The sequence below is a fragment of the Ollibium composti genome, assembly GCF_004801285.1.
Lineage (GTDB): Bacteria > Pseudomonadota > Alphaproteobacteria > Rhizobiales > Rhizobiaceae > Mesorhizobium > Mesorhizobium composti.
Map to the genome: position 1 here is coordinate 199,964 of NZ_SSNY01000001.1, position 25,601 is coordinate 225,564.

25 protein-coding genes and 1 tRNA gene are annotated in these 25,601 nt (G+C 68.0%); 7 read left to right on the forward strand and 19 right to left on the reverse strand.

Going from position 1 to position 25,601, the window contains the following annotated elements:
* Positions 1–28 precede the first annotated feature (28 nt).
* A complete protein-coding gene (gene ilvC / locus E6C48_RS00935; RefSeq protein WP_136353056.1) occupies positions 29–1,048 on the forward strand; it encodes a ketol-acid reductoisomerase in 1,020 nt (339 codons plus the stop codon).
* Positions 1,049–1,314: 266 nt separating this feature from the next.
* On the forward strand, positions 1,315–1,605 hold the full coding sequence (locus E6C48_RS22460) for a PilZ domain-containing protein (protein ID WP_168734417.1): 291 nt from the start codon (positions 1,315–1,317) through the stop codon (positions 1,603–1,605).
* 54 nt (positions 1,606–1,659) lie between these two features.
* On the opposite strand, the gene E6C48_RS00945 is transcribed toward E6C48_RS22460, so the two are convergent.
* Positions 1,660–2,196 (reverse strand): BA14K family protein, encoded by a 537-nt coding sequence (locus E6C48_RS00945; RefSeq protein ID WP_136353060.1) that lies wholly within the window; start codon positions 2,194–2,196, stop codon positions 1,660–1,662.
* Positions 2,197–2,345: 149 nt separating this feature from the next.
* On the opposite strand from E6C48_RS00945, the gene E6C48_RS00950 reads away from it, so the two are divergent.
* Entirely contained in the window at positions 2,346–3,458 is a 1,113-nt protein-coding gene (locus E6C48_RS00950; RefSeq protein WP_136353062.1) for an endonuclease/exonuclease/phosphatase family protein, read from the forward strand.
* A 9-nt stretch (positions 3,459–3,467) separates the two neighbouring features.
* Complete coding sequence (locus E6C48_RS00955) at positions 3,468–4,187, forward strand: NUDIX hydrolase (RefSeq protein WP_136353064.1); 720 nt, start codon at positions 3,468–3,470, stop codon at positions 4,185–4,187.
* Between the two features lie 21 nt (positions 4,188–4,208).
* Here the strand turns inward: E6C48_RS00955 and E6C48_RS00960 are convergent, their stop codons facing one another.
* Genes E6C48_RS00960 through E6C48_RS00970 form a run of 3 tightly spaced genes read right to left on the reverse strand, consistent with a single transcriptional unit; the run spans position 4,209 to position 7,408 of the window.
* Complete coding sequence (locus tag E6C48_RS00960; RefSeq protein WP_136353066.1) at positions 4,209–5,417, reverse strand: ABC transporter permease; 1,209 nt, start codon at positions 5,415–5,417, stop codon at positions 4,209–4,211.
* Positions 5,414–6,115, reverse strand: a complete 702-nt coding sequence (locus E6C48_RS00965) for an ABC transporter ATP-binding protein (protein WP_136353068.1) — start codon at positions 6,113–6,115, stop codon at positions 5,414–5,416. Before E6C48_RS00965 ends, E6C48_RS00960 begins: the two co-directional genes overlap by 4 nt.
* A 3-nt stretch (positions 6,116–6,118) precedes the next feature.
* Positions 6,119–7,408, reverse strand: a complete 1,290-nt coding sequence (locus tag E6C48_RS00970; protein WP_136353070.1) for an efflux RND transporter periplasmic adaptor subunit — start codon at positions 7,406–7,408, stop codon at positions 6,119–6,121.
* A gap of 136 nt (positions 7,409–7,544) precedes the next feature.
* Between E6C48_RS00970 and E6C48_RS00975 the strand changes: the two genes are divergently transcribed.
* Positions 7,545–8,453 carry a PhzF family phenazine biosynthesis protein gene (locus E6C48_RS00975; RefSeq protein WP_136353072.1) on the forward strand — a complete coding sequence of 303 codons (909 nt, stop codon included), beginning with the start codon at positions 7,545–7,547 and terminating at the stop codon, positions 8,451–8,453.
* Positions 8,454–8,528: 75 nt separating this feature from the next.
* Here E6C48_RS00975 and E6C48_RS00980 read toward each other — a convergent pair.
* Positions 8,529–8,604 (reverse strand) — tRNA-Lys (locus E6C48_RS00980).
* Between the two features lie 500 nt (positions 8,605–9,104).
* On the opposite strand from E6C48_RS00980, the gene E6C48_RS00985 reads away from it, so the two are divergent.
* Entirely contained in the window at positions 9,105–9,341 is a 237-nt protein-coding gene (locus E6C48_RS00985) for a hypothetical protein (RefSeq protein ID WP_136353074.1), read from the forward strand.
* A gap of 13 nt (positions 9,342–9,354) precedes the next feature.
* On the opposite strand, the gene cobT is transcribed toward E6C48_RS00985, so the two are convergent.
* The 7 genes from cobT to cbiE are packed head-to-tail and all read right to left on the reverse strand — an operon-like array spanning position 9,355 to position 15,616.
* Positions 9,355–10,365, reverse strand: a complete 1,011-nt coding sequence (gene cobT, locus E6C48_RS00990; protein ID WP_136353076.1) for a nicotinate-nucleotide--dimethylbenzimidazole phosphoribosyltransferase — start codon at positions 10,363–10,365, stop codon at positions 9,355–9,357.
* A gap of 24 nt (positions 10,366–10,389) precedes the next feature.
* Positions 10,390–11,151, reverse strand: coding sequence for an adenosylcobinamide-GDP ribazoletransferase (gene cobS / locus E6C48_RS00995; RefSeq protein ID WP_136353078.1), 762 nt, complete (start codon positions 11,149–11,151; stop codon positions 10,390–10,392).
* Positions 11,148–12,470, reverse strand: a complete 1,323-nt coding sequence (locus tag E6C48_RS01000; protein ID WP_136353080.1) for a cobyrinate a,c-diamide synthase — start codon at positions 12,468–12,470, stop codon at positions 11,148–11,150. Before E6C48_RS01000 ends, cobS begins: the two co-directional genes overlap by 4 nt.
* Entirely contained in the window at positions 12,467–13,252 is a 786-nt protein-coding gene (gene cobA / locus E6C48_RS01005; RefSeq protein ID WP_136353082.1) for a uroporphyrinogen-III C-methyltransferase, read from the reverse strand. Before cobA ends, E6C48_RS01000 begins: the two co-directional genes overlap by 4 nt.
* Positions 13,249–14,007, reverse strand: coding sequence for a precorrin-4 C(11)-methyltransferase (gene cobM, locus E6C48_RS01010; RefSeq protein WP_136353083.1), 759 nt, complete (start codon positions 14,005–14,007; stop codon positions 13,249–13,251). The genes cobA and cobM overlap by 4 nt, the downstream gene beginning before the upstream one ends.
* Positions 14,004–14,408: a cobalamin biosynthesis protein gene (locus E6C48_RS01015; protein WP_330998542.1), complete on the reverse strand. Its 405-nt coding sequence runs from the start codon at positions 14,406–14,408 to the stop codon at positions 14,004–14,006. Before E6C48_RS01015 ends, cobM begins: the two co-directional genes overlap by 4 nt.
* A complete protein-coding gene (gene cbiE / locus E6C48_RS01020) occupies positions 14,387–15,616 on the reverse strand; it encodes a precorrin-6y C5,15-methyltransferase (decarboxylating) subunit CbiE (protein WP_136353085.1) in 1,230 nt (409 codons plus the stop codon). Before cbiE ends, E6C48_RS01015 begins: the two co-directional genes overlap by 22 nt.
* A 150-nt stretch (positions 15,617–15,766) precedes the next feature.
* Here cbiE and E6C48_RS01025 point away from each other — a divergent pair, with 150 nt between their 5' ends.
* Positions 15,767–16,534 (forward strand): cobalt-precorrin-6A reductase, encoded by a 768-nt coding sequence (locus E6C48_RS01025; RefSeq protein WP_136353087.1) that lies wholly within the window; start codon positions 15,767–15,769, stop codon positions 16,532–16,534.
* On the opposite strand, the gene E6C48_RS01030 is transcribed toward E6C48_RS01025, so the two are convergent.
* The 7 genes from E6C48_RS01030 to E6C48_RS01060 all read right to left on the reverse strand — a co-directional run bounded on the left by E6C48_RS01030 (position 16,498) and on the right by E6C48_RS01060 (position 25,570).
* The gene (locus tag E6C48_RS01030) at positions 16,498–17,262 is read right to left on the reverse strand and encodes a precorrin-3B C(17)-methyltransferase (RefSeq protein ID WP_136353089.1); all 765 of its coding nucleotides are present in this window, start codon (positions 17,260–17,262) and stop codon (positions 16,498–16,500) included. The genes E6C48_RS01025 and E6C48_RS01030 overlap by 37 nt on opposite strands.
* Complete coding sequence (locus tag E6C48_RS01035; RefSeq protein ID WP_206086421.1) at positions 17,259–18,029, reverse strand: precorrin-2 C(20)-methyltransferase; 771 nt, start codon at positions 18,027–18,029, stop codon at positions 17,259–17,261. Before E6C48_RS01035 ends, E6C48_RS01030 begins: the two co-directional genes overlap by 4 nt.
* Complete coding sequence (locus tag E6C48_RS01040) at positions 18,026–18,658, reverse strand: precorrin-8X methylmutase (RefSeq protein WP_136353093.1); 633 nt, start codon at positions 18,656–18,658, stop codon at positions 18,026–18,028. The genes E6C48_RS01035 and E6C48_RS01040 overlap by 4 nt, the downstream gene beginning before the upstream one ends.
* A 1-nt stretch (position 18,659) precedes the next feature.
* Complete coding sequence (gene cobG / locus E6C48_RS01045; protein WP_136353095.1) at positions 18,660–20,075, reverse strand: precorrin-3B synthase; 1,416 nt, start codon at positions 20,073–20,075, stop codon at positions 18,660–18,662.
* On the reverse strand, positions 20,072–23,926 hold the full coding sequence (gene cobN / locus E6C48_RS01050; RefSeq protein WP_136353097.1) for a cobaltochelatase subunit CobN: 3,855 nt from the start codon (positions 23,924–23,926) through the stop codon (positions 20,072–20,074). Before cobN ends, cobG begins: the two co-directional genes overlap by 4 nt.
* Before the next feature lie 166 nt (positions 23,927–24,092).
* Positions 24,093–25,130, reverse strand: coding sequence for a cobalamin biosynthesis protein CobW (cobW, locus tag E6C48_RS01055; protein ID WP_136353099.1), 1,038 nt, complete (start codon positions 25,128–25,130; stop codon positions 24,093–24,095).
* Positions 25,127–25,570, reverse strand: coding sequence for a DUF1636 family protein (locus E6C48_RS01060; protein ID WP_168734418.1), 444 nt, complete (start codon positions 25,568–25,570; stop codon positions 25,127–25,129). The genes cobW and E6C48_RS01060 overlap by 4 nt, the downstream gene beginning before the upstream one ends.
* Positions 25,571–25,601 lie beyond the last annotated feature (31 nt).

Genomic DNA, 25,601 nt, shown 5'->3' on the forward strand with positions numbered 1-25,601 from the left:
CGTTTCTAAACACGGGAAGGAAAAGACAATGCGTGTCTATTACGATCGCGACGCCGATCTCAATCTCATCAAGGGCAAGAAGGTCGGCATCGTCGGCTACGGCTCCCAGGGGCGGGCGCATGCGCTCAACCTGAAGGATTCCGGCGTCAAGGAAGTGGCCATCGGCCTCAAGCCGGGTTCGGCGACCGCCAAGAAGGTCGAGGCCGACGGCCTCAAGGTCATGTCGGTGGCGGACCTCGCCAAGTGGGCGGACCTGATGATGATGGCAACGCCCGACGAGCTTCAGGCCGACATCTACAAGAACGAAATCGCCCCCAACATCCGTGACGGCGCGGCGATCGCCTTCGCCCACGGCCTCAACGTGCATTTCGGACTGATCGAGCCGAAGGACACGGTCGACGTCGTCATGATCGCGCCGAAGGGCCCCGGCCACACGGTGCGCGGCGAATACCAGAAGGGCGGCGGCGTGCCGTGCCTGGTCGCCGTCAACCACGACGCGTCGGGCAACGCGCACGATCTGGCGTTGTCCTATGCCTGCGGCGTCGGCGGCGGCCGTTCGGGCGTCATCGAGACGAACTTCAAGGAAGAGTGCGAGACCGACCTGTTCGGCGAGCAGGTCGTGCTGTGCGGCGGCCTGGTCGAGCTGATCCGCGCCGGTTTCGAGACGCTGGTGGAAGCCGGCTATGCACCCGAAATGGCCTATTTCGAGTGCCTGCACGAGGTGAAGCTGATCGTCGACCTGATCTACGAGGGTGGCATCGCCAACATGAACTACTCGATCTCGAACACCGCCGAGTGGGGCGAGTACGTGTCGGGTCCGCGCATCATCACCGCCGACACCAAGGCCGAGATGAAGCGCGTGCTGAAGGACATCCAGACCGGCAAGTTCACCTCCGAGTGGATGCAGGAATACCGGGCCGGCCTGTCGCGCTTCAAGGGCATCCGCCGCAACAACGACGCCCACCAGATCGAGGAAGTCGGCGCCAAGCTGCGCGCCATGATGCCTTGGATCTCGAAGAACAAGCTGGTCGACAAGGCCAAGAACTAGGAAGCCCGTTCCAACTCACCTCGCCGGCCATCTGACGCGGCTTTCCGCGCTTCCGGTGCTCACGTACTTTTATGTACGCTCCGCTCCGGTTCTCGAAATCCGCGCCATATGACTCGGCGGGGCGAATTGGCTTCGGACTTCCGCCGTCGTCGCCCTCACGGTGTCGGGAAAGTTGTGCGCGCCCACCAGCCCGCCTGTGCCATTGCGGAACAGGCGGGCTGGCACGTTTCTGGCTTGGCGATCGCATCGGCCACAGGAGCGGAACGATGGATGCGATCACTCGAAAATCGATTGGGCTGGACGGCAAGGTTTTCGCCGAACGCCGCGCGGCGCAGCGCCGGCGCGTGCTGAAGGGCGCGAAACTGTCCTTCAACCGGGGCTACGGGGCGCTCGAGTGCGTCGCGCGCAACGAATCGGAATCGGGCGCGCTGCTCGTGTTCGGCGAGACGTCCGCCGTGCCGGCGATTTTCGAACTGACGCTCAACGGCAGCGACCGGGCGCGACCGGCGCGCGTGCGCTGGCGCACGCCGACGCTGGTCGGCGTGGAATTCGTGTGAGCCCAATGACGTGAAAAAAGGCGACACCGCCGGGCGGTGTCGCCTGTCGCTCGCTCAGCCGAACGGCGAGCGGCAGACCGCGCGGTAGCCGACGCGCGGAACGTAAGTGTTGTCCCAGGCGCGATAGGTCCGGTAGCGGGCGGAGCACCACCTGACATGCGCCGGCGACAGGCCGCGATAGACACGCCGCGGCGCCACGTAATAGTTGTCGTAGTAGCGCGGGGCGGCGAGCCCCAGTCCAAGACCGAGGCCGAAGCCGCCCAGGCCGTAATATTCGCGGCGATGATGGCGCCGCCAGCGCCAATCGTCATTGCGCCAGCGCGGGCGCTGCCAATCGCCGCGCCAGTGGCGGTTCTGATGCCAGCCGTCGTCTCCGCGCCAATGGCGATTGTTGCGCCAGCGCCACCGCATGTCTCCGCTGGTGCCGCCGCCATACGAGCTATCGTTTATCTGCGTTATCGTATTTGCCGTCGCAGGAGCCTGAAGCTGCGGCGACGGCAACGGTCCGGCTTGCAGGGGCGTGGCGGCGCCGGCGATCAGGCCGAAGGCGACCAGTCCATAGGCAAGCGAACGAGAAAAGAGCGTTTTCATCCTACACTCCAAAAGCTGTGGCCCCACGCGCTGTCCCTTTACACACTTTGGCGCCGGACAGATGAACGCGCCATGAATGGAAAGGTTGCGTCAACCATGTTGACGCTGGCTCTTGTCTTGGCGGGCGGTTGCGGGCAAAGGTCGCTTCCATGTCCTTGCGCCTTGCCACCTTCAACGTCGAAAACCTGATGAACAGGTTCGATTTTTCCGGTTTCCGCAACCAGTTGCACGAGGACCGCACGCTGGCGCTGTTCGACATCCGCACCGAGGCTGAATACCGGCTGCTGGAGCAGGCGCGTGTCATCGCCCATTCCGACGATACGCGCCAGCTGACGGCGCTGGCGATCGCCGCGACCCGCGCCGACATCATCTGCCTGCAGGAGGTCGATAACGTCGAGGCGCTGAAAGCCTTCGAATACGGCTACCTGTTCAAGATGATCGGCGAGGGCTATCGGCAGAAATACACCTCCACCGGCAATGATACGCGCGGCATCGACGTGGCGTTGATGATGCGCGAGGAAACCGCGCACGGCCAGCCGATCGAATTCGTGCGCATGACGAGCCACGCCTACGTGACTTTCGAGGAGTTCGGCCTGCACACGCCGGAGCTGGCGTCGTTCGGCCATGAGCCGTCTGAGCGCATCTTCCGCCGGGACTGCCTGGAGGTGGACCTGAAGGTCGGCGGCGCGCCTTTGACGCTCTACCTGGTGCATTTCAAGTCGATGGGCTCGCCGCGCAACGGCCTCGACGGGCGCCAGGCGACGATGCCGCTGCGCATCGCCGAGGCGAAGGCGGTGCGGCGCATCATCGAGGAGCGGTTCGGCAAGGATCACGCCGCGTCCAAACGCTGGGCGATCTGCGGCGACTTCAACGATTATCGCGAGCGGCTGGTGATTACCGGCGACGTCTATGCCGGTTATCGCTTCGAGCCGGTGAGCGAGACGCAATCCTGCCTCGACGTGCTCACCGCGGACGGCTTTTGCGAGAACGTGGTGGAGCGGCGGCCCGAAATGGACCGCTGGACGCTTTATCACACGCGCGGGCCGCAGGAACGCCACCTTTGTCAGCTCGACTACATCCTGCTTTCGCCGGCGCTGGCCAAGCGTAACGGTACGGCCGTGCCCGATATCGTGCGCAACGGCCAGCCCTTCCGCACGCCGTTTCCGGCCGGGCAGGAGGTGGAACGCTTCCCCCGTGCCGGCTGGGACCGGCCCAAGGCGTCCGACCACTGTCCGGTCGCCGTGTCACTCGATCTGGTTTGAGGAGCAACCATGAGCGTCGACCTGCCCCGCGATGTCGTCCTGCCCGTCGAGGTCATCGACGTGAGGCTCGATCCGGAGCCGCATCCGCTGGAAATCAGCCACAAGGCCGAGATCGCCGCCAACTGGGAACGGGAGATCGCCTCCAATCCGCGGCTGTTCAACGGCACGGTCGTGCTGGTGTCCGAAATGTCCTATGAGGACGGGCGGCTTACCGGCCACTGCCATGCGGCGCGCTATGCGACGTTCCTCTACTGGCGCCGCCATCGCGACGTGCCCGGCACCGGCCATTTCTATGCGCATGCCATGCTCGTCTCTTCCGACAATGCTCTGGTTGCGATCCGCATGGCGCCGCATACGGTCAATGCGGGCCGTATCTATTTCGCCGCCGGCTCCTTCGAGCCGAACGATTTCCGCAACGGCGTCGTCGATATCGACTACAACATGCGCCGCGAGGTGAAGGAGGAGACCGGCCTCGATCTCGCCGTCGCCGAACGCGGCGTGCTCGCCTACGTGCTGTCGACGGAGCGCGGGACGGTCATCTTCCGCCGCTACTGGATGCCGCTTTCGGCCAATGAGATCGTCAGCCGGGTGAACGCCTTCGTCGCCGCCGAGACGGATCCGGAGATTTCCGGCCCCGTCGTCATCCATAGCGCCGCCGACCAGCCGGACGACCTGTTGCCGCACATGCCGCCGCTGATCGAGTGGCATTTCAGCCAGCAGCGCCACTGACGGCGGCTGCCCGTTCGTGCCCTATTCGTGCCTCAACGCGTCGATGGGATCGAGGCGGGCGCCGCGCAGCGCCGGGAAGAAGCCGAACACCATGCCGATCAGCGCCGAGAAGCCGACGGCGAGCAGGATGACTGCCGGGCTTGGCGCGAACGGTATGGCAAGCGTCAGCGAGGCGATGCCGGCCAGCGAAAGCCCGATCAGGATGCCGATGATGCCGCCGAGCAGCGACAGCACCGTCGCCTCGACGAGAAACTGCACGAGGATGTGCTTCTCGTGCGCGCCGATGGCCAGCCTGATGCCGATCTCGCGCGTGCGCTCCGTCACCGACACCAGCATGATGTTCATGATGCCGATGCCGCCGACCAGCAGCGACACGGCCGCGACAGCCGAGAGCATGCCGGTCATGGTCGAGGTCGCCGAGGTCATGGTGTCGGCGATCTGCGTCATGTCGCGGATGTCGAAGTCGTCGTCCTTGTCCTGCGGCACGCGGCGGGCGTCGCGCAAAATGTCCTGCACGCGCGGCAGAAGCTCGCTGGTGGGCGTGCGGTCGTCGGCGGCGACATAGATGTTGTCGATGTCGCGGTTGCCGGCGATGCGGCGCTGGAAGGCGGCGAGCGGCATCAGCACGACGTTGTCCTGGTCCTGGCCGAAGCCGGTATAGCCCTTCGGCGCCAGGAGGCCGATCACCTTGCAGGACGAGCGGTTGACGCGGATGATCTCGCCGTCGGGATCGCCGGCGCCGAAGAACTGCTGGCGCACCGTCTCGCCGATCAGGCAGACGCCGGCACCCGAGCGCACCTCCGAATCGGAGAAGGCGCGGCCCGAAGCGAGCGTCCAGTCGCGCGCGTCGAGGAAGGCGCTGTCGGTGCCGGTGACGCCGGCGGTGATGTTCTCGGTGCCGTAGATGACGCGCACCTGTTTCTGCGCCGCCGGCGAGATGGCGCGGGCGCCTTCCAGATGCGCGCGGAGCGCTGCGAGGTCCTTGTCCTGCAACGGGCGGATGGTCTGGTCGGGGCCGCCGCGGCCCGCCGCATGGCCGGCGCGCACGACCAGCAGGTTGGAGCCGAGCTTGGAGATGTCGGCCTTCACCTTCTCGGTGGTGCCGGCACCGATGGTCAGCATGGCGATGACGGCGGCGACGCCGATGACGATGCCGAGCAGGGTGAGGAAGGAGCGCAACGCGTTGCGCCGCACCGACCGGAGCGCGAGGCGGACGGTTTCCCAGATCATTGCGCCATCTCCGCATTCATCGCGTCCGATGCCACATGACCGTCGAGGAAGCGGATGGTGCGCTGGGCATAGGCGGCCACATCCGCCTCGTGCGTGACCATGACGATGGTCAGCCCGAACTCGCGATTGAGCCGGGTGATGAGGTCCATGATCTCGTGCGTGCGGGCGGTGTCGAGGTTGCCGGTGGGCTCGTCGGCGACCAGCAGAGTAGGGCGGCTGACGATGGCGCGGGCAATCGCGACGCGCTGCTGCTGGCCGCCGGACAGCTCGGCCGGAGTGTGATGCTCGCGGCCGGTCAGGCCGACCTCGGCCAGGGCGCGCATCGCCAGTTCCCGCCGCTCGGCTGCCGCCACGCCGCGATAGATCAGCGGCAGTTCGACGTTCTCAGCCGCCGTCGTGCGCGCCAGCAGGTTGTAGCCCTGGAAGACGAAGCCGATGTAGAGATTGCGCAGGAGGGCGCGGCGGTTGCGGTCGAGGCGGCCGGCATCGACGCCCTTGAACCGGTAGGTGCCGGCCGTCGGGGTGTCGAGACAGCCGATGATGTTCATCGACGTCGATTTGCCGGAGCCGGACGGCCCCATGATGGCGACGAACTCGCCCTGGCGGATGGCGAGGTCGACGCCGGCCAGGGCGTGCACCCTGGCTTCGCCCTGGCCATAGGTCTTCCAGACCCGGTCGAAGGTGATGAGTGGCGCCATGATTCAGCTTCCCTGCCGGGATGCGGTGATGACCTTGTCGCCCTCCTTCAGGCCGGAGAGCACCTCGGTGACGTCGCCGTCGGTGGCGCCGACCTTGACGTCGACGCGGCGCGGCTGGCCGTCTTCCAGCACGTAAAGCGTGCGCAGCCCTTCGGCCGGCTTGTCCTGCTGGCGGTCGCGCCAGCGACCGCCGCGCCCGCCGCGGCCGGTGAACATCGACAGCAGGCTGAAGCCGCGCTCGCGCGTCTCCGCCGGCCGGTAGCGGAAGGCCGAGGACGGGACGGTGAGCGCGCCCTTGGCCTGCTTGGTGACGACGGAAACCGTCGCCGTCATGCCGGGCCGCAGCAGCAGTTCGCCGTTGTCGACGTCCAGCCTGGCGTCATAGGTGACGACGCCGTCGGTGGTGACGGAGGCATAGGAGATGTCGCGGATTGCAGCGTTGAAGGGCCGGTCCGGGAAGGCATCGACGGTAAAGCGGGCGTTCTGCCCAGCCTTGACCGCGCCGATGTCGGCCTCGTCGATGGCGGCCTTCAACTCCATCTTCCTCAGGTCGGCGGCGATGACGAACAGCACCGGCGCCTGCAGCGAGGAGGCGACGGTCTGGCCCGGATCGACCGAGCGGGTGAGCACGATACCGTCGATCGGCGCATAGATGGTGCTCTTGGCAAGGTCCGCCTGCTGCAGTTTCAAGTCGGCATTGGCGATGGCGAGATTGGCTTCGGCGCTGTCGAGGGCCGCCTTGGCGCGGTCGCGCTCGGCGGTGGCTGCGTCCAGCGCCTGCTGCGTCGCCATGCCTTTCTTCGCAAGTTCGCTGGCACGGACAAGTGCCTGCTCGTTCTCCTTCAGCGTGACCTGCGCGGTCTCGACGCTGGCGGAAGCCGCCTTGGCGGAGGCCTTGGCGCGCTCGATCTGCGCCTCCAGCTTGGAGGTGTCGAGCCTGGCCAGCACGTCGCCCTGCCTGACCTGCTGGTTCTCGTCCACGGCGACAGAGCGCACGACGCCGGAAAGCTCGCTGGAGATGTCGACCTGGGTGAGGGGCTGCAAGGTGCCGGTGGCGGCGACCTCGACGGTCAGGTCCGACAGCGTGGCGGGCTGGGTGGTGTAGCTGACCTTGGGCGCGGAACCGGCATACCACTGGTAGAAGATAAGCCCGGCCGCGACGACGACCAGCGCCAGCAGGCCGCGCCACAGCCAGCGGCGGCGATGCTTGCGCTTGCCTTTTGCGTCGCGCCCGAGGGCCGTCTCTATTGCCTCGGCGGATTGCGCCTCTGGCAGATTGACAATCTGGTCCACGGCGGACCCCTATGATGCCTGTGACGTCCCTATAGCTGACCACATCGGGCCTTATGGTTCGAAATTCAAATTAATTTTCGCTCATGTCGGGATTGGGGCAGCAGTCCCCCGGGCCGAAACGAAGGGAAATACAGCCGTGCAGGGCCGCAGATATTGCGTCTACGACGTCTTCACAGCCGAGCGGCTGGCGGGCAATCCGCTGGCCATCGTGCTCGACTGCGAAGGCCTCGACCTCGCCGCCATGCAAAGCATCGCGCGCGAGTTCAACCTGTCCGAATCGGTGTTCGTGCTACCGCCGGAAAACCCCAAGCACCGGGCGCGCGTCCGCATCTTCACGCCGGACTACGAAATGCCCTTCGCCGGTCACCCGACGGTCGGCACGGCCGTCGCGCTGGCGGAAGCGAGTGGCGAGGCGAGCGACGGCCTCTTCGTGCTGGAGGAAAACATCGGTCCGGTGCGCTGTGCGGTCAGAGGCGGGCAGGGCGCCACCTTCGCCGAGTTCGACCTGGCAAAGCTGCCGGAGCGGCTGGACCTGGCGGCGGATCCCGAGGCGATCGGCGCGGCCCTGGGACTTGGCCCGCACGAGATCGGCTTCGAGAACCACCGCGTCTCGTTCTGGTCGGCAGGCGTACCCTATGTGACCATTCCGGTGAAGGACCTCGGCGCGGCGGCCAAGGTGCGGCTCGACAACCAGGCCTGGTCGGAACTGGCGCCGAAGAAGAGCGAGTGGGCCTTCGCCAGCCCCTATGTCTACTGCCGCGAGACGGTGCGGCGCGACAATGCCTTCCACGTGCGCATGATCGTGCCGGGAACTCCATCCTACGAGGACCCAGCGACCGGCTCGGCCGCCGCCGCCTTCGCCGGCGCGATCATGCACTTCGACCGGCCGGGAGACGGCCTGTCGCGCCTGTGGATCGAGCAGGGGCTGGAGATGGGACGACCATCGCGAATCAGGCTGGAACTGGATGTCGAAAGCGGCAAGCTCGCCGCCGCGCGCATCGGTGGGCAGGCGATCAAGGTGACGGAGGGCGTCCTGCTTGCCTAGAGGCGGCACGGCGACCTACGCCGAACACCCAGAGCATGAGCTTGCGAGCTCAAGAGATTGATCGGCGGAAGAAAATGGTGGGTGTGCACAGGATCGAACTGTGGACCCGCTGATTAAGAGTCAGCTGCTCTACCAACTGAGCTACACACCCACACGGCCGGTAAAACCAGCTTGGGCGGGCATATAGCCGTCACTTTTCACCGTGTCCAGTCCTGTGCCGGCATTTCGCCGACAAATCCTGTGATACCCGTCTGGAAAACGAGAAGGGTGGTCGTTGACCGGCGTTCCCGTCATGGCCGAAGCGATGGCAGGCGCTGGCGCCTGCCCTGGTGATGATCGTCTGCCGGTCGTAGCAATGGGGCCGCGAACAGCCATTCGCCGAGATCGTCGCCGGCGCAAATGTGCCGATCCTGCGGGGCTGCCGCTCCTCATACCGCGCGCTGCCGGCGAAGGACGGCGTGGCCAAAGCGGCGACCGGGCCGAAAGCTGTCCTCATTGGAATGTCGGCCAACGGGTTCGCAAGCAACGCGAGGGACGCTCTTTACCTTTGGTTAGCCATCGGGGGCGAATCCCGGCTGGAGAGTGGCCGCAAGTCGCCCCGTTGGCGCGCTCCTTGCTCGTCTTCGCATGGCGGGTGAAAGCGAGATGCGGATGTTTCAACTCGATGCAGACGGGCGGCATGAGCCCGGAGACCTGAAGCGGCGGCTGGCCCGGCTGGCGGGCGGCTGGCTGTGGTTCGCCGCCTGGAGGCTGGCAACGGTGACGGGCGAGTTGCTGTCGCCGTCCCACCTCAAGGCGGCCTTGAAGCCGGGAAGGCGGAAACGGAAAAATGTCCGCTCCGATGCGCCGGTGCCGCCGGGTGACGAGCGGCTGGACCGGTTCGGTTGAAGCGTGCCGGAATCTATTTGTCGGAGACGCCCGCCTCGGCGAAGCTCGCCATGCGCGCGTGGCATTCGAGCGCGGCGCGCACGATGTTGACGGCAACGGCCGCGCCCGAGCCTTCGCCGAGCCGCATGCCGAGATCGAGCAGCGGCGGCAGGCCGAGCGCTTCCAGCAGGCTGCGATGACCGGCCTCGGCCGAGACGTGCGCCGCGATTGTGTGGGCGAGGCCCTGCGGATGAAGCCGCCCCAGCGGAGCCGCCGCCGCCGTGCAGACGAAGCCGTCCAGCAGCACCGGCACGTTGCGGTGGCGCGCGGCCAGCACGCCGCCGAGGATCGCCGCCAGTTCGCGCCCGCCGAGGCATGCTGCGATCGCCAGCGGATCGGACAGCGCTGCGGCATGGCGCGCCAGCCCTGCCTCGATCACCTCCACCTTGCGCCTCAGGCCCTGATCGTCGACGCCGGTGCCGCGCCCGGTCCATTTCTCGGCGCCGCCGCCGAACAGGGCGGCCGAGATCGCCGCTGCCGGCGTGGTGTTGCCGATACCCATTTCGCCGAAGCAGACGAGGTCGATGTCCTCGCCCACCGCGTCGTAGCCGGTCGATACGGCGGCGAGGAAGGCAGCCTCGTCCATTGCGGCGGTTTCGGTGAAATCGCCGGTCGGATGGTCTAGGTCGAGCGCGATCACCTCCAGTTCGGCGCCTGCGACGCGCGCCAACTGGTTGATGGCGGCGCCGCCGTGGGAAAAGTTCGCCACCATCTGCACCGTCACCTCGGCGGGGAAGGCCGAGACGCCCTTGGCGGTGACGCCGTGGTTGCCGGCGAAGACGAAAATTTTTGTCCGGTCCAGCTTCGGCATGGCGCGGCCCTGCCAGCGCGCCAGCCAGGCGGCGGTCGCCTCCAGCCGGCCGAGGCTGCCCTGCGGCTTGGTCAGTGTGTTCTGGCGCGCGGCGACGGCGGCCGCTGCATCGTCGTCGCCGGCCGGCAGGTCATGGCAGGCGGCACGCAACTCTTCGAGCGATTTGAATGGCATGGGCGGAAGTTCTCCGGAAATGAATCAGGATAGGGCGACGGATGCGGTGAGAAGCACGACAATCTCGGCCAGTTGCTGGAGCGCGCCGGCCGTATCGCCGGTCTGCCCCCCGATCTGGCGCCGACAAAGCGCGGCGAAGGCGACGAAGACGAGGCCGAGCAGGATCGCCGCCGTGACAAAACCATCCAATCCCAGCGGTAGCAGGGCAAGGGCGCCGAGCACCGTTCCGGCCATGGCCGTCTGCCGCGAAACGCTGCCGGCTCCTGCCGACAGGCCGTCGTTGCGCGCCGGCGGCAGGATATGCATGAAGGCGCCGAGCAGGCCGCGCGAGGCGCCATGCGCGGCCACAAGTGCGGCCAGCACGGACCAGCCGTCACGGATTTCAGCAAGAGCGCTCCAGCGGACGAGCAGCGACAGCGCAAGCGCCGCCGCGCCATAAGCGCCGATGCGGCTGTCGCGCATGATCTCCAGCTTGCGCTCCCGGTTCCGGCCGCCGCCAAAACCGTCGGCGACGTCTGAGAGGCCGTCCTCATGCAGCGCGCCGGTGGCGAGCACCATGGCGGCCAGTGCCAGCGCGGCGGCCGGGCCGGCGGCAAGGCCGAGCCAAACGGCGATCGCGCAGGTGAGGGTGCCGATCATGGCAACGGCAAGGCCGGCCAAAGGTGCCGCCCAGATGGCGTCCGCGAGTTTTCGGTCGCGGAAATCGAAGACCGGCAACGGCAGCCGCGTGAAGAAGACGAGGCAGAGCGCGATATCGCGGAGGATCGGCCTGTTTCCGTTGCTCATCCCGCTTCGTCCCGCGCTATCGCATGGAAGAAGGTACCGCTGACGTGACCGCGCCGGGCGCCGGCGGGGCCGAGCGGGCGGCCTTCGCCATCGGCCATGTCGGCCAGCGGCGCGTCGTTGCCGGGCTCGGTGATGCGGGCGTAGTGGAATTCGTGGCCGCGCACGCGCGTGCCGGCCGGTCCCAGCGGGCAATCGGCCAGCAAATGCGCCTGCCGGTAGCCGAGGTTCATCTTGCGCCTGGCGAAGGAGGTGGAATGGCCGAGCAGGCCGAGCATGCGGTGCGTGGTTCCGTCAGCATCTTCCAGTGCCTCGCCGAGAACCATGAAGCCGCCGCACTCGCCGTGGACCGGCTTCTGCCGTGCGAAGGCCGCCATGCCGTCGCGAAAATTTTCGGCGGCGGCGAGCCTGCCGGCATGCAGTTCCGGATAGCCGCCCGGCAGCCAGCAGGTGTCGCAATCGGCCGGCGGCGCCTCGTCGGCGAGCGGTGAGAAGGGCACGATCTCGGCGCCGGCGGCGCGCCAGCGAGCGGCGACGTGCGGATAGACGAAGGTGAAGGCGGTATCCTGCGCCAGCGCGATGCGTTGGCCGGGCGGCGGCAGGGCTGCGGCGAAGTTGCCGGCCTGCGGCGCGAGCGGCTCGGCAAGCGCCATCACCGCCTCAAGGTCGACCGATTTTTCCACCATGTCGGCCATCTTGTCGATGAAGGTATTGAGGCCTGTATGTTCGGAGGCCTGCACCAGGCCGAGATGGCGCTCGGGCATGATGATGTCGGGGTTGCGCTGGATGGCGCCGACCACCGGCAGGCCGAGCGCTTCGACCGCCTCGGCGCAGAGCCGCCGGTGGCGTTCGCTGCCCAGCCGGTTCAGCACGACACCGGCGATGCGCACCGCCGGATCGTAGGTGGCAAAACCCTTGGCGACGGCGGCGGCCGTGGTCGACTGGCCCGACACGTCGAGCACCAAAAGGGACGGAATGCCGTAAAGCCTGGCGAGATCGGCGCCGGAACCGGTGCGGCCCGGTCCGGCCGGAATGCCGTCAAACAGGCCCATGGCGCTTTCGGCGATGATGACCTCGGCGTCGGCGGAGGCGTCTTTGGCCAGCGCATTGAGCAGGGAAGGGGCCATCGCCCAGGAATCGAGGTTGACGCCGGGCAGGCCGGTTGCCGCCTCGTGGAAGCCGGGGTCGATGTAGTCCGGCCCGGACTTGGCGCCGCGCACGCGCACGCCGCGCCGGGCGAGAGCCCTGAGCAGGCCGATGGTGACGCTGGTCTTGCCGGAGCCGGAGCGCGGCGCGGCGACCAGGATCGCGCGGGCGGTCACTGCGGGCTCCTGATCCGGTCGCGGAGCGCGACGATGCCGCCGACGACGATGAGCGACGGTGAGACGATGTTTTCGCGCGCCGCGGTTTCCGTCAGCGTCCCAAGTGTGGCAACGACGGTGCGCTGTTCCGGCAGTGTTGCGTTCTCGATCAGTGCCGCCGGCGTGTCGTCGCCCAGGCCGCCGGCTCTAAGGTCCGCCACCGTCTCGGCCAGATGCGTCAGGCCCATATAGATGACGATGGGGTGGCCAGTGCGGGCCAGAGCCTTCCAGTCCGGCCGGTCGTCGGAGACGGCGGCGAAACCGGTGGCGAGGATCACCGCGCCGTTGACGCCGCGCATCGTCACCGGAATGCCGGCGGAAGCCAGCCCGCCGAAGGCCGATGTGACGCCGGGCAGGATGCGATAGGGAATGCCGTGCTCGACCAGTGCGGCCGCCTCCTCGCCGCCGCGCGCGAAGACGGTCGGGTGGCCGCCTTTCAGCCGCACCACCTTGCGGCCTTCCTTGGCCAGCCTGACCAGCAAGCCGTTGATGTCGGCCTGCGGGATCGACAGGCGGCCGCCGCGCTTGCCGACGAAGAATTTCTCCGCCTGAGCGGCGACCGCGACGATTTCGTCCGAGACCAGCGCGTCGTGCACCAGCGCGTCGGCTTGCGCGAGCGCCGCCAGCACCTCCAGCGTCAGCAGGCCGGGATCGCCCGGCCCGGCGCCCGCCAGCCAGACATGGCCGGCTTCGAGGCGCGGCTTGTGGGCGACGAGTTTGGCGGCGGTGTCGGAAAGGGTCATGCCCGCCCCCTGAAGCGGCGCTGGTAAGTGGCGTCGTAGAGCGCGCTTTCGGTGAACTCTTCCGCCGCCAACGAGGGGCCGACGAAAATGATGGCGCTGCGCTCCACCGGTTCGCTCGCAAATTGTTTCGCGATCGTTGCCAGCGTTCCGCGAATGATGCGCTCCTCCGGCCACGAGGCGCGGAAGACGATCGCGACGGGGCAGTCACCGCCGTAATGCGGCGTCAACTCCTCCACCACCTGCTCCAGCGCATGGATGGCGAGGTGGATGGCGAGCGTGGCACCGGTGCGACCGAAATTGGCGAGAGTCTCGCCCGGCGGCATCTTCGAGGCGCGGCCGGAAACGCGCGTGAGAACGAGGCTTTGCGCCAGTTCGGGGATGGTCAGTTCGCGCCGCAGTGCGGCAGCAGCGGCGGCGAAGGAAGGCACGCCGGGGGTCAGCGTGTAGGGGATGCCGTGCTTCTCCAGCCTGCGGATCTGTTCCGCCACGGCGCTCCACACCGAAAGGTCGCCCGAATGCAGCCGCGCCACGTCCTGTCCGGCAGCGTGGGCGGCGACGTATTCGGCCTCGATCTCGTCCAGCGACAGCGGCGCGGTGTCGACCAGCCGGGTAGTCGGCCCGCAATGGGACAACAGATCCGGTGCGACGATGGAGCCCGCATAGAGGCACACGGGGCATTCGGAAAGCAGCCGCGCGCCGCGCAGCGTGATGAGGTCTGCCGCGCCCGGTCCGGCGCCGATGAAATGCACGGTCATGCGACGTCTCCCGCAACGGCGATGGCGCAGGTGACGGGGCCGACGGCGATGCGCGGGCCGAGCAGTGTCGCGTGCTGTCCGGCGGCGGCAAGCGCCGCCGTTTCGGAGATGGAGGGCGTGCCGGTCGCCTGCAACGACGGCACGGAGCGGGTCAGCGCGCGCAGCGAAACGGCGCGCAGGGCGGCGTCGTCGACCAGAAGCAGAGGCAGTTTCAACGTCTTTCCGGTGGCGGCGATTGCATCCTCGGCATGCTTGAAATGTGCCGTCGCCAGCGCGGACAGGGCCGCTGCGGACAGGCCGTGGGTGGCGAGCGCCGCTTCCACGGCAGCCAGAACCTGTCCCTGATCGACGCCCTTGCGGCAGCCTATGCCCGCGACCATCATGGTTTCGTCCAGCTCCATTGCGTAACCGGCAGGGCCGGGCGCCATGCCTGCATCGAGCCGACGGCGCCCGCACGCGAGACGGCGATGCGCGTCAGATCGCCGCCGAGCCTCGCCTGGGTCGCGATGAGCAGCGCTTCCATTTCGAGCGTCACGGCGTTGGCGACCAGCCGGCCGTGCGAGGGCAGGGCGGCGACCGTCGCGTCGAGTACGCCTTCGTCTGTGCCGCCGCCGCCGATGAAGACGACGGACGGTGCCGGCAGGCCGGTAAGGGTTTCCGGCGCCTTCCCCTCGGCCACCTGGAGGTGGGGCACGCCGAAGGCGAAAGCGTTGCGGCGGATACGGGCGGCGCGCTCCGGATCGGCCTCGATGGCGATGGCTTTGAGCGAGGGATGCGCCAGCAGCCATTCGATGGCGATGGAGCCGGAGCCGGCGCCAATGTCCCACAAGAGCTCGCCCTGCCGGGGCGCCAGCGCCGAAAGGGTGACGGCGCGAACTTCGCGCTTGGTGATCTGGCCGTCGTGCTGGAACAGGTCGTCGGCTCTGCCGCCAGCCAGCGGGATGACACGGGCCTGCGGGCTGGATTCAACTTCGATGGCCAGGACGTTGAGCGGATTGATGTTTTCGAGGCCGAAGGCATCGGCGCGGGCGGTCCGGACGCGCTCGTCGGGTCCGCCCAGCGCCTCCAGCACGGTGAGCCGCGAGGGGCCGAAGCAGAGCGTAGAGAGAAGGTCGGCGATTTCCGCCGGCGCCTTGCCGTCGGAGGTCAGCGCCAGAATGCGCGCCTTCGCATGCAGCAGAGGGCGGATCAGATCGATGGGACGGCCGTGCAGCGAAACCGTTTCTATGTCCTGCAAGGTCCAGCCGAGGCGGGAGGCGGCGAGCGAAAGGGACGACGGCGCGGGGATGGTCCGCATTTCGTTCGGGGGCACAAGCCGTGCAAGCGTGACGCCGACGCCATGGAAAAAAGGATCGCCCGAGGCGAGCACGCAGACCTTTTTGCCGCGTATGGCAAGCACGTCGCGCATGCTGCTGTCGAAGGGAACCGGCCAAGGCCGCGCCTCGCCGGTGATGATGTTTGCCGAAAGTGCCAGATGGCGCGCGCCGCCGAAGACGATTTCGGCCGAGGCTATCGCCTGCCTGGCGTTCTCGCCGAGCCCTGCGGTACCGTCCTCGCCGATGCCGACGACGGTGAGCCAGTGGATATTGGGCTGGATATTTTGGGACATTGGCGCTGCCCCTCATCTGCCTGCCGGCATCTTCTCCCCGTGAGTTACGGGGAGAAGAGACAAGCGGCGACGCTGGTGATCCCCTCTCCCCGTCCTTACGGGGAGAGGGTAAGGGTGAGGGGCTCTTTCAGCGCAAAATGGTGGCGACAAATGACCCACAAAATCCTCATCCTCGGCGGAACGGCCGAAGCGCGGCAGATCGCGGCAGCGCTCGCCGCGCGCGGCGATTGCGCGGTGGTGCTTTCTCTGGCCGGGCGCACCGAAAATCCCGTCGGGCAGGGCGTGCCGGTGCGGGTCGGAGGATTCGGCGGGGCCGAAGGGCTGGCGGCTTACTTGAAAGAAAACGCCATCGGCCTGCTGGTCGACGCTACGCATCCCTATGCTGCGCAAATATCCACCAACGCCGCGCGTGCGGCCGGCGAGGCGGGCGTGACCATAGTGGCGCTGCGCCGGCCCGGCTGGGAGCGTGTCGAGGGCGATCGCTGGAGCGAGGTCGACGACGTGCCGGCCGCCGTGACCGCGCTGGGCGCCGTGCCGCGCCATGTATTCCTTACCCTCGGTCGGCAGGAGGTCAACGCTTTCGAAGCGGCGCCGCAGCATCACTATCTGGTCCGCTCCGTTGATCCGGTCGCCCCGCCGCTCGCTGTGCCGGATGCCCAATACATCTTGGCACGCGGGCCATTCGAGACGGCGGACGAACTGGCGTTGCTGGAGCGAAACGGCATCGATGCGGTGGTGTCCAAGAACAGCGGCGGGGCGGCCACCTACGGCAAGATCGCCGCCGCGCGGGCGCTCGGCATCGAGATCGTCATGGTGCGCCGGCCGCGCTTGCCCGACGTGCCTTCGGCGCCGACGGTCCATGATCTGGTTTCCATGGCCACTCATATGCTCGGACCTGTGGCAGAACGCGGCGTGTAGACCAGCGTCGAGCGGCCGTCGCGCTTGATGATGCGGGTTTCGGGCGAGCCGATGATGACGCAGGTGGCCATGTCGGCCTTGCCGGGATCGGCAAGCGCCAGCGGCAGTACCTCTATGCGCTCGTCCGGGCGCCCTGCGGCGCGGCCGAAGATCACCGGCGTGGTGCCGGGCAACACGGCGGCCAGGCATTCGAAGGCGCGGCCGAGTTGCCAGGGGCGCGCCTTTGAGATCGGGTTATAGAGGGCGATGACGAAGCCGGCGCCGGCGGCGGCCAGCAGGCGAAGCTCTATCAGATCCCAGGGCTTGAGATTGTCCGACAGCGAGATGGCGCAGAAATCGTGGCCGAGCGGCGCGCCGGCGCGGGCGGCGACCGCCAGCATGGCGGTGACGCCGGGTACGATGCCGAGTTCGATGGCGCGCCACTCTACCGGCCCGGCCTCGATCGCCTCGCAGACGGCGGCGGCCATGGCGAAGACGCCCGGATCGCCGCCGGAGACGACGGCGACGCTGTGACCCTCGGCTGCCTTTTCCAGTGCTTCCTTGGCGCGCGCCAGTTCCTCGCGGTTGTCGGAGGCTATGCGGGTCTGGTGGGCGCCGAGATCGAGCCGGTCGACATAGGGCTTGTAGCCATAGAAGAATGCCGCCTCGGCGACGGCGCGGCTCGCTTCCGGCGTGACCTGCTCGGCGCTGCCGGGGCCGAGGCCGATGACGGTCAGCCGGCCGCTCACAGCACCGCTCCCGAGGCCGACGCGGAGCCGGGCCGGTCGAGCCAACCTGCGACCAGCACGATGGAGAAATAGGGCGCGTTGTCGTCGGCCTTGTCGGCAAGCCGTGTGGAGGCGCCGTTCGCCATGGTGCCGCGCTCGACATAGACGGCGCGTTCGAGCTTGGCCGTAGCGGCCAGCGCACGCCGGATTTTCGGCAGGTTGCGGCCGACCTTCATGATGACGGCGGCGTCGGTGTCTTCAAGCCGGCGGGTCAGCTCGGCTTCCGGCATGGTGCCGGGCAGGACGGTGAGCACGTCGTCCCCCTGCACGATCGGCTGTCCGGTGGTCGACCAGCAGCCCGACATGGCGGTGACGCCGGGGATCACTTCGGTTGGGAAACGATGGGCGAGGCGCACATGCAGGTGCATGTAGGAGCCGTAGAACAGCGGGTCGCCTTCCGAAAGTACCGCCACGGTGCGGCCGGCTTCCAGATGCGCGGCGACCTTCGCAGCCGACGCCTCGTAGAAGGCGAGGATCTGGGCCTTGTAGTCGGCGTGGTCCTTGGCGATCTCGGTGGTGACCGGATAATGCAGCGGCAGTTCCGTCATGCCGGGCTTCATGTGGGCCGCGACGATGGCGCGGGCGTTGCCGTTGGCGTTGCGCTTGGCGAAATGGGCGACGACGTCGGCGTCGCCGAGCGCGCGCACCGCCTTCAGTGTCAGCAATTCGGGATCGCCGGGGCCGGTGCCGACGCCGATCAGGCGGCCGGATGCAGGCAGCGCGCTCACAGACCCGGCCTCGCCAGTGAATTGAGGGCGGCTGCGGTCATGGCCGAGCCGCCGAGGCGGCCGCGCACGATGGCCCATGGCACGCCGTAGGAATTCTCTGCCAGCGCATCCTTGGATTCGGCGGCGCCGACGAAGCCGACGGGCATGCCGATGATGGCGGCAGGCTTGGGTGCGCCGTCGCGCAGTTTTTCCAGGAGGTAGAACAAAGCGGTCGGCGCGTTGCCGATGGCGACGACCGCGCCCTTCATGCGCTCGCCCCACAGGTCGATCGCCGCGGCGGAGCGGGTGTTGCCGATCGCCTTGGCGATTTCGGCGGTGCGCGGGTCGCGCAGCGTGCAGATCACCTCGTTGCCGGCCGGCAGGCGCGCGCGGGTGACGCCATGCGCCACCATCTCCGCGTCGCAGAAGATCGGCGCGCCGGCGGCGAGGGCTGCACGTGCCGCTACGACGAAATCGGGCGAGAAGGCGAAATTCTTCGCCGCTTCGACCTGCCCGCAGGCATGGATCATGCGGATGGCGACGTCGGCCTCGGTTTCGGAAAAGCGCGCGATGTCGGCCTCGGCGCGGATGATGGCGAAGGAGCGCTCGTAGATCGCATTGCCGTCGCGGATATAGTCGTAGGCGGTCATGTCATCCTTCAGCGAAGTCGGTTGCGATTGCCGCCGCGCCGAGACGGGCGAGGCAGGCGGCGGCGGTCTCGTCCGGGCGACGCCCGGTATCGACCAGCGCTGCCAGCCGGCCGATGCCGCGCGCGGCGTCATAGCGTGAGGCGTAGCCGGCCGGAAGGGTTTTCGCCGTTCCGTTGACGACAAGTCCGGCGCCGTTCTCGCCGCCGACGAGCGTCAGGGCCGCTGTGCCGGGATGGGCGCAGCCCTTGGCGCAGCCGGAGACGTGCAGCGTGAAAGAGCCGTCGAGCAGGTCGGCGTCCTGCTGCGCAATCTGCCCGGCCAGCGGACGCGTCCCCATGTGCGCCGAAGTGCAGGCCGGAGCACCGGGACAGGCGGCGATGAAGAGGCGCGGATCGGCGGCGTCGGTGACGAAGTCGAGTGCGGCGGCCTTGGCTTGAAGGGTTGCGGCGGCTTCGGCGGTGAGGCTGAGCAGGAGCAGCATGCGGCCGGGTGCGGCGCGAATTTCGGTCGCGCCGAGATCGGCGGCGGCTCGTGCCAGTGCCGCAAGCGTTTCCGCAGGCATCGAGCCGAAGGGCAGAGCGATGCCGAGGGCGTGGGTGGCATTGGCGAGGAGGACGGTGCCCAGGGGAGAGGCGGAGTCGAGCGGCGGCAGTCGCGCCACCCCTCCCAACAAGGGGGAGGGGGACAGGTCTGCGCCATCGTTTCGGCCATCCGGGGCAGCTTGGCTGTCGTGGGATTCTCCTCCCCCTTGCGGGGAGGGGTTAGGGGTGGGGGTATGCCCGGCGACGATATTCCTTCCACGCCCCTCGCGCCCAAGGGCCGCAATGGCTTCGAGCGTTTCGAGGGTCGTTGCGACGGCATCCGCCTTGGCAAACAGGCCGACTGGCCTTGCTGTATCGGCGGTGCCGCCGACGGCCAGATGCCAATATGTTTCCTGCTCACGCCGAACGGCCGTCAGCCGTATATCGGCCAGAAGCGCGCCCATGCCGATGCGGCCGCCGCCATCGACGACCACGGAAATCTTGGGGCCGAGCCGGCGCGGCAGGCCCGCGCTTTCCACGGCAGTACGGATCGCTTCCGCCAGCGGGTGCGGATCGGCGGTTTCATCCGGATCGATGCCTGCCAGCGGGCTGGTCTCGACCGGCACGCCGGTGCGCACGGAAATGCCCAGCGCATTCACGTCGTCGGCCAGCAGGCTGGCGCTTTCCGACGTCAACCCGCGAATCTGGATCGAGCCGCGCTGGGTAATTTCCATGATGCCGTTGCCGTGGCGGGCAGCGGATTCGCAAAGCCCGATCAAAGCAGCGGTGGGAAGACCAGCCGCGACCGGATTGAGGCGCACCAGCAGGCCGTCGCCCGTCTGCATGGGTGCGGACAGCGCAGGACAGGCGCCGCGCCTTTGCGCAAGGCCGGTCATTCGGCAGCCTCGGAGGAGTTGGCAGTCGAGACTGCGGAAGAAGACTCTTCTTGAGGACCCCCACCCCTAACCTTGCCGGGGCGAGCCATGGGTCTCGCCCGTCCTTCGGACCCCCGCAAGGGGGAGGGGAAGCTGCCGCCTGCCAAGTCCCCCTCCCCCTTGAGGGGAGGGGTTAGGGGTGGGGGTGATTCCGCCGACTGCGCGGTTTCAGCCTCCGCGATCAGCGAGGCGAGATCGTCGTCTATCGAATTGCGCAGCGGATGCCACAGGCCGCGCCGTCGCGCCGACAGGAACCGTTCGGCGATGACCTTGGCGGCCGCCGGGTTTTCCCTCAGCAGGAAATCACGGACCTGTTCGTCGCCGATATAGGCGTCGTGGATGGCCTCGATGAGAGCGCCCGGAATGGCGTGGGTCGTCTCGGCAAAGCCGACCAGCCGGTCCACCGTCTCGGCGAATTCGGCGGCGCCGCGCGGGCCGTGCCGCATCTGGCCGTCGATGAAGCGCTTGTTGACGGCGCGTGCCCGCACCACCCGGCCGACCGCTTCGGCCACCGAGCGCGGCTTCGGCTTTAGCGGGTCGGTGGTGTCGAGCACGATGACATCGGCCTTGCCGCCGAGGGCTGCGACCGCAGCCGAAAAACCCCCGATGAAGGCGACGTCGGCCGACCCTTCGAGGATATCACGGCCGGGATCGTCGCCGCTGTGAACGAGCAGGTCGGCCTCGGCGATGCGGCCGGCAAAGGCGTCGGGCGCCGCTGTTCCTTCACCCTCGCTGCCGCCATAGGCGTGCGAGGCGGCGTCGAGATAGGCGCGGCCGAGGTCTTCGCGTTGGTCCCAGTTTCCACCGGCAAGCAGGCTTTCCAGCCCGGCGCCGTAGGTGCCGGGGGACGAGCCGAAGATGCGCGGTTCGACTTTGCCGGTGGCGCGGCGCGCGGCGGCCAGCGGGTTTTCCGAATCGTCCTCGTCGCGTTCGGCGACGGCGCGGGCGGCTGCGTCGATCAGTGCGATCTGGGTCGGAAACATGTCGCGGAACAGGCCGGAAATGCGCCAGGTGACATCGATGCGCGGGCGCCCGAGGGCTGCCGGCGGCAGCACCTCGATGCCGGTGACGCGGCCGGTGGCGGCATCCCACTGCGGCCGGCAACCCATCAGCGCCAGCCCCTGCGCGATTTCCTCGCCGCCGGTGCGCAGCGAGGCCGAGCCCCACAGATCGATGACCAGCGCGCGCGGCCAGTCGCCGTGGGATTGCAGGTATGAGGTGACGATCTCGTCTGCGGCGGCCCTGCCGAGGTCGAAGGCTGTGGGCGTCGGCATGGTACGCGGATCGGCGGTGAAGAGGTTGCGGCCTGTAGGTAGCACGTCGCTACGGCCGCGCGCGGGCGCGCCGGACGGTCCAGCGGGAATGTGTTTTCCGTCGAGCGCGGCGAGCAGGTTTTGCTTTTCGCCGGCGGCGCTGGCGAGGCGTAGCGGGTCAGATTCGCCGTCACCCTGACGGCCGTAGACGTGCAGCCCGTCCTTGATGGCGAAATCCTTCAGATCGCACAGCCAGGCGTCGATGCGGCGCAAGGCTTCGTCGGGCGCGTCTGTTCTCGCCACGCCGGCCTCGGCGGACAGGCCGGTGGCCTGCGCCGTCTCGACGATCAATTTCGCCAGCCTGTCGCGGCGGCGGCGGTCGAGGCCGTCGGCCTGTGCATATTCGTCGACCAGCCGCTCCAGCCTCTGCTGGTTCTCGTCCAAGCCAGCGCTCGCCAATGGCGGCGGCAGGTGGCCGAGGGTGACGGCACTGATGCGGCGCTTGGCCTGGGCGGCCTCGCCCGGATTGGAGACGATGAAGGGATAGATGACCGGCAGGGACCCGGTGACGATTTCCGGAAAACAGCTTTGGCCGAGTGCTACGGTCTTGCCGGGCAGCCATTCCAGTGTGCCGTGGGCGCCGACATGGACGATGGCGTGAACGTCGAGCTTTTTCCGGAGCCACAGGCCGAAGGCGACCAGTTCGTGCCTGGGAGGAAGCGTCGGGTCGTGGTAGTCGGCACGGCGGTCCTGCGAGCGGCCACGGTCGGGGGCAAGGGCTACGGTGATGTTGCCGAAAGGGGCGGCGCGGAAGGGGAAGTGCGATTGCCCCTCACCCTTACCCTCTCCCCGTAATGACGGGGAGAGGGGGGCGCCGGCATTGGAGTTTCCTCCTTCTCCCCGTTCCCGACGGGGAGAAGGTCCGGCAGCGGATGAGGGGCCGCACAAAGCGTCGATATTACCCCAGGCCTGCTCGACGGATTCGCGTGCGGCGGCAGGCAAATCGCTGAAATGGGCGGCATAGTCGGCAATATCCATGCCCTCCTCGCCCCGCTCCAGAAAATCCAGCAGGTCGCGCGGCGATTCCGGAATCCCTTCAACGGCATAGCCGGCCTCCTTCAGGTCGTGCAGCATGGCGAGCACGGAAGCGGGCACGTCCAACCCGACGGCATAGCCGGTACGGCCGGGCGCACTGGGATAGTCCGGGATCAGGACGGCGACGCGGCGATCCTCGCGCGGCGTGCGCTGCAGGCGCAGGAAGGCGGCGATGCGGCCGGCGACCTGTTCGACGCGGTCGGGTTCGGCTCGGTTGGCGACGGCGCGGAAGCCGAGTGCGGGGTCGGCCTCGCCCTCGGCCTTGAAGGAAATCGCACCGGCGAGGATGCGGCCGTCCAGTTCCGGCAGGACGACGTGCATGGCGAGGTCGGCGGGGGCGAGGCCGCGCTGGTTGGTCTGCCAAGCCTCGCGCTTGGTTGTGGCGACGATGACCTGGAAGACCGGCACGCCGGCGCGGTCGAACAGTGTTTCGGCGCCGGGTTCTGCACCGGAAGCGAAAGCCGTAGCGGTGACTATGGCCGAGGGCTTCAGTTCGGCGAACGCGGCCTCTACGAAAGCGAGCGAGGCGGGGTCCTTCAGGCTGGAGACGAAGATGGGCACTGGCGCCATGCCCTTGTGGCGCAGGGCGTGGGTCAATGCGTCGACGGGGGCGGCGTCCGCTGCCAGAAGCATCGAGCGATAGAACAGGATGGGGACGGTGGGGTTTTCCTCCCCCCTTGAGGGGGAGGTGCCGCCGAAGGCGGCGGAGGGGGTCCTGAGAACTGCCGAGGGGCGAGTAAACGAAAGCCCTCGCCCTATGGCAGGCGACCCCTCCCGCCTCGCTCCGCTCGGCACATCCAGCCCTCGGCTATGGCCTCGGGCGTTCGAGCCCTTTGAAAGCTCCGCTGGAGCTTTCAATTCGCCTTCGGCGAACCGGGCTCTTACCCCCTCAAAGGGGAGGGGAAGCACGCCCTCGCCCGGCTCGTAGTATCCGGCCTTCGGCACCTCCACGGGTGGACTCGTCTCGATATCCTGTCCGGCGAGCGCCGCCATGCGGCGCACCAGTGCGCGCATGTTGTCGGGGCCGCCTTGCCGGAAATAGCCGAGGAGGCCGGCGAGTTCGTCGGCCGGCAAGGTGGAAGCTTCGGCGAGGCGGGCGTCGGCGTCACGGTCCTCGCCGGGAAGCAGGGCGAGCCTGATGCCTTTCTCCCGCGCCAGTGCGGCCAGCCGGTCGCAGCCGTAGCGCCACCAGTCGTAGCCGCCGAGGATGCGCACGAGGATGATTTTCGCGTGCGCCGCCACGCTGTCCAGCCAGAGATCGACCGACATCGGATGGCGCAGGTCGCGTAATGCCGTCAGCCGCATCGAGGGCAGGGCATTGGCGTCCTCCTTCCATGCTGCCGCCAACCCCGAAAGGTCGCTGTCGGTGAAGGACAGCGCCACCATGTCGGCCGGCTGCTGGCGCAGATCGACCGGTTCGGCAATATCGTCGAGCGAGGCCGAGGTGGTAGTCAGGATGTGCATGAGCGCCTGACCATTTTGTCGGAAGGGCGTCGGCCCCTCTCCGTCTCGGCTTCGCCTCGACACCTCTCCCCCGCGCTGCGGGGGCGAGGAAAGCCGCCAAGTTCCTCGCCCCCGGAACGGGGGAGAGGTGGCTTGCGAAGCAAGACGGAGAGGGGGGCTGCCGCCATCACCCCACCAGTATCTTCTCGATGGCCGGTTGGTTCAGGCCCTTCAACCCGATGACCACCAGCCGCGAGCGTCTGTCCTCGCTGGGCGCCCAGGCGCGGTCGTAGTAGTGGTTGACGCGCGGGCCGACGGCCTGCACCAGAAGCCGCATCGGCTTGCCGGCGACGTCGACGAAACCCTTCAGGCGCAGCACGTTCTCGGCTTCGGCGGCCGCCGCGACACGCTTTGCCAACTCGTCCGGGTCGACGATCGAGGGGATTTCGACCACGAAGGTGTCGAAGTCGTCGTGCTCGTGGTCGCCCAGCCCGTCGTGATGGCTCTTGCGGTTCTCGATGTCGTCCTCGACCGCCAGCGCGAGGCCGAGCAGCACCGAGGGATCGACCTTGCCCTGCGAAGTCGGCACGATTTTCACCGCCGGCTTCACATGGTCGCCCAGGATGGCGTTGGCCTTGGCGGATGCCGTACCGTCCATCAGGTCGCTCTTGGACAGGATGATGAGATCGGCGCAGGCGACCTGATCCTCGAACACTTCCTCCACCGGGTCGTCGTGGTCGAGGCTGTCGTCGGCGGCGCGCTGGGCGGCCAGCGCCTCCATGTCGGAGGCGACCTGGCCGGCGGCGAGCGCCGGGCCGTCGACCACGGCGACGACGCCGTCGACGGTGACGCGGCTCTTCACGCTGGGCCACTGGAAGGCCTGCACCAGCGGCTTGGGCAAAGCGAGGCCGGACGTTTCGATGAGGATATGGTCGACCTTCGGTGTGCGCGCGAGAATCTGGTCCAATGCCGGGACGAAGTCGTCGGCGACGGTGCAGCAGATACAACCGTTGGACAGTTCGACGATGTTTTCCTCCGGGCAGGTGTCGATGCCGCAGCCTTTCAGGATTTCGCCGTCGACGCCGACATCGCCGAACTCGTTGACGATCAGCGCCAGCCGCTTGCCCTTGGCGGTTTCGAGCAGGTGGCGGATCAGCGTCGTCTTGCCGGCGCCGAGGAAGCCGGTAACGACAGTGCAGGGAACGCGGGCGGCGGTAGCGGTCATGGGACGTCCTTCGTGAAAGCAAGGGGAGGAATGCGCGCGACGAGACCGCGCTTGAGCGAATCGGGGCGGCCGCGCCAGGGGATCAGACCGTCCGTGGATGTCGAGAAAAGCCGGGCGCCGGCGACGAGATCGGCGCCGCTGTCGGGCGCGAGGTCGCCGAAGACGTAGCTCCAGCAACCGTCGCGCAGCAGCGCGGCCGACAGCCGGCGCTTGCAGTTGCCGAGGCATTCGACGGTGCGCACGCTTATGGCGTCGTTGCTTGCGGCACGCCGTGCATCCTGCGCCAGAAGACTGCCGGCGCGCGGATGGGCGTCGGAACCGGTTTCGTCGCGGCAGGTCGCGCAGACGAGGATGGTGACGCTGCCTAGCACGGGGGCGTCGCGCTCGCTTTCGGACACAGGGTCCGCCGGTTCAGCCGGGAAGATGCCGTCGCGATCCAAATCGGGCTCCTTGTCCGGGACACCCGCCGGA

Excerpts from the sequence above, each read along its gene's own strand:
- E6C48_RS00945 (WP_136353060.1), bottom strand. The coding sequence starts at position 2,196 with ATGAAAACGCTCTTTTCTCGTTCGCTTGCCTATGGACTGGTCGCCTTC.
- E6C48_RS00955 (WP_136353064.1), top strand. The coding sequence starts at position 3,468 with ATGAGCGTCGACCTGCCCCGCGATGTCGTCCTGCCCGTCGAGGTCATC.
- E6C48_RS01015 (WP_330998542.1), bottom strand. The coding sequence starts at position 14,408 with ATGGAGCTGGACGAAACCATGATGGTCGCGGGCATAGGCTGCCGCAAG.
- cobW (WP_136353099.1), bottom strand. The coding sequence starts at position 25,130 with ATGACCGCTACCGCCGCCCGCGTTCCCTGCACTGTCGTTACCGGCTTC.
- cbiE (WP_136353085.1), bottom strand. The coding sequence starts at position 15,616 with ATGTCCCAAAATATCCAGCCCAATATCCACTGGCTCACCGTCGTCGGC.
- cobN (WP_136353097.1), bottom strand. The coding sequence starts at position 23,926 with ATGCACATCCTGACTACCACCTCGGCCTCGCTCGACGATATTGCCGAA.
- E6C48_RS00950 (WP_136353062.1), top strand. The coding sequence starts at position 2,346 with ATGTCCTTGCGCCTTGCCACCTTCAACGTCGAAAACCTGATGAACAGG.
- E6C48_RS00965 (WP_136353068.1), bottom strand. The coding sequence starts at position 6,115 with ATGGCGCCACTCATCACCTTCGACCGGGTCTGGAAGACCTATGGCCAG.
- E6C48_RS22460 (WP_168734417.1), top strand. The coding sequence starts at position 1,315 with ATGGATGCGATCACTCGAAAATCGATTGGGCTGGACGGCAAGGTTTTC.
- E6C48_RS01040 (WP_136353093.1), bottom strand. The coding sequence starts at position 18,658 with ATGACCGCCTACGACTATATCCGCGACGGCAATGCGATCTACGAGCGC.
- cobM (WP_136353083.1), bottom strand. The coding sequence starts at position 14,007 with ATGACCGTGCATTTCATCGGCGCCGGACCGGGCGCGGCAGACCTCATC.
- cobS (WP_136353078.1), bottom strand. The coding sequence starts at position 11,151 with ATGAGCAACGGAAACAGGCCGATCCTCCGCGATATCGCGCTCTGCCTC.
- ilvC (WP_136353056.1), top strand. The coding sequence starts at position 29 with ATGCGTGTCTATTACGATCGCGACGCCGATCTCAATCTCATCAAGGGC.
- cobG (WP_136353095.1), bottom strand. The coding sequence starts at position 20,075 with ATGACCGGCCTTGCGCAAAGGCGCGGCGCCTGTCCTGCGCTGTCCGCA.
- cobA (WP_136353082.1), bottom strand. The coding sequence starts at position 13,252 with ATGACCCTTTCCGACACCGCCGCCAAACTCGTCGCCCACAAGCCGCGC.
- cobT (WP_136353076.1), bottom strand. The coding sequence starts at position 10,365 with ATGCCATTCAAATCGCTCGAAGAGTTGCGTGCCGCCTGCCATGACCTG.
- E6C48_RS00985 (WP_136353074.1), top strand. The coding sequence starts at position 9,105 with ATGTTTCAACTCGATGCAGACGGGCGGCATGAGCCCGGAGACCTGAAG.
- E6C48_RS00960 (WP_136353066.1), bottom strand. The coding sequence starts at position 5,417 with ATGATCTGGGAAACCGTCCGCCTCGCGCTCCGGTCGGTGCGGCGCAAC.
- E6C48_RS01025 (WP_136353087.1), top strand. The coding sequence starts at position 15,767 with ATGACCCACAAAATCCTCATCCTCGGCGGAACGGCCGAAGCGCGGCAG.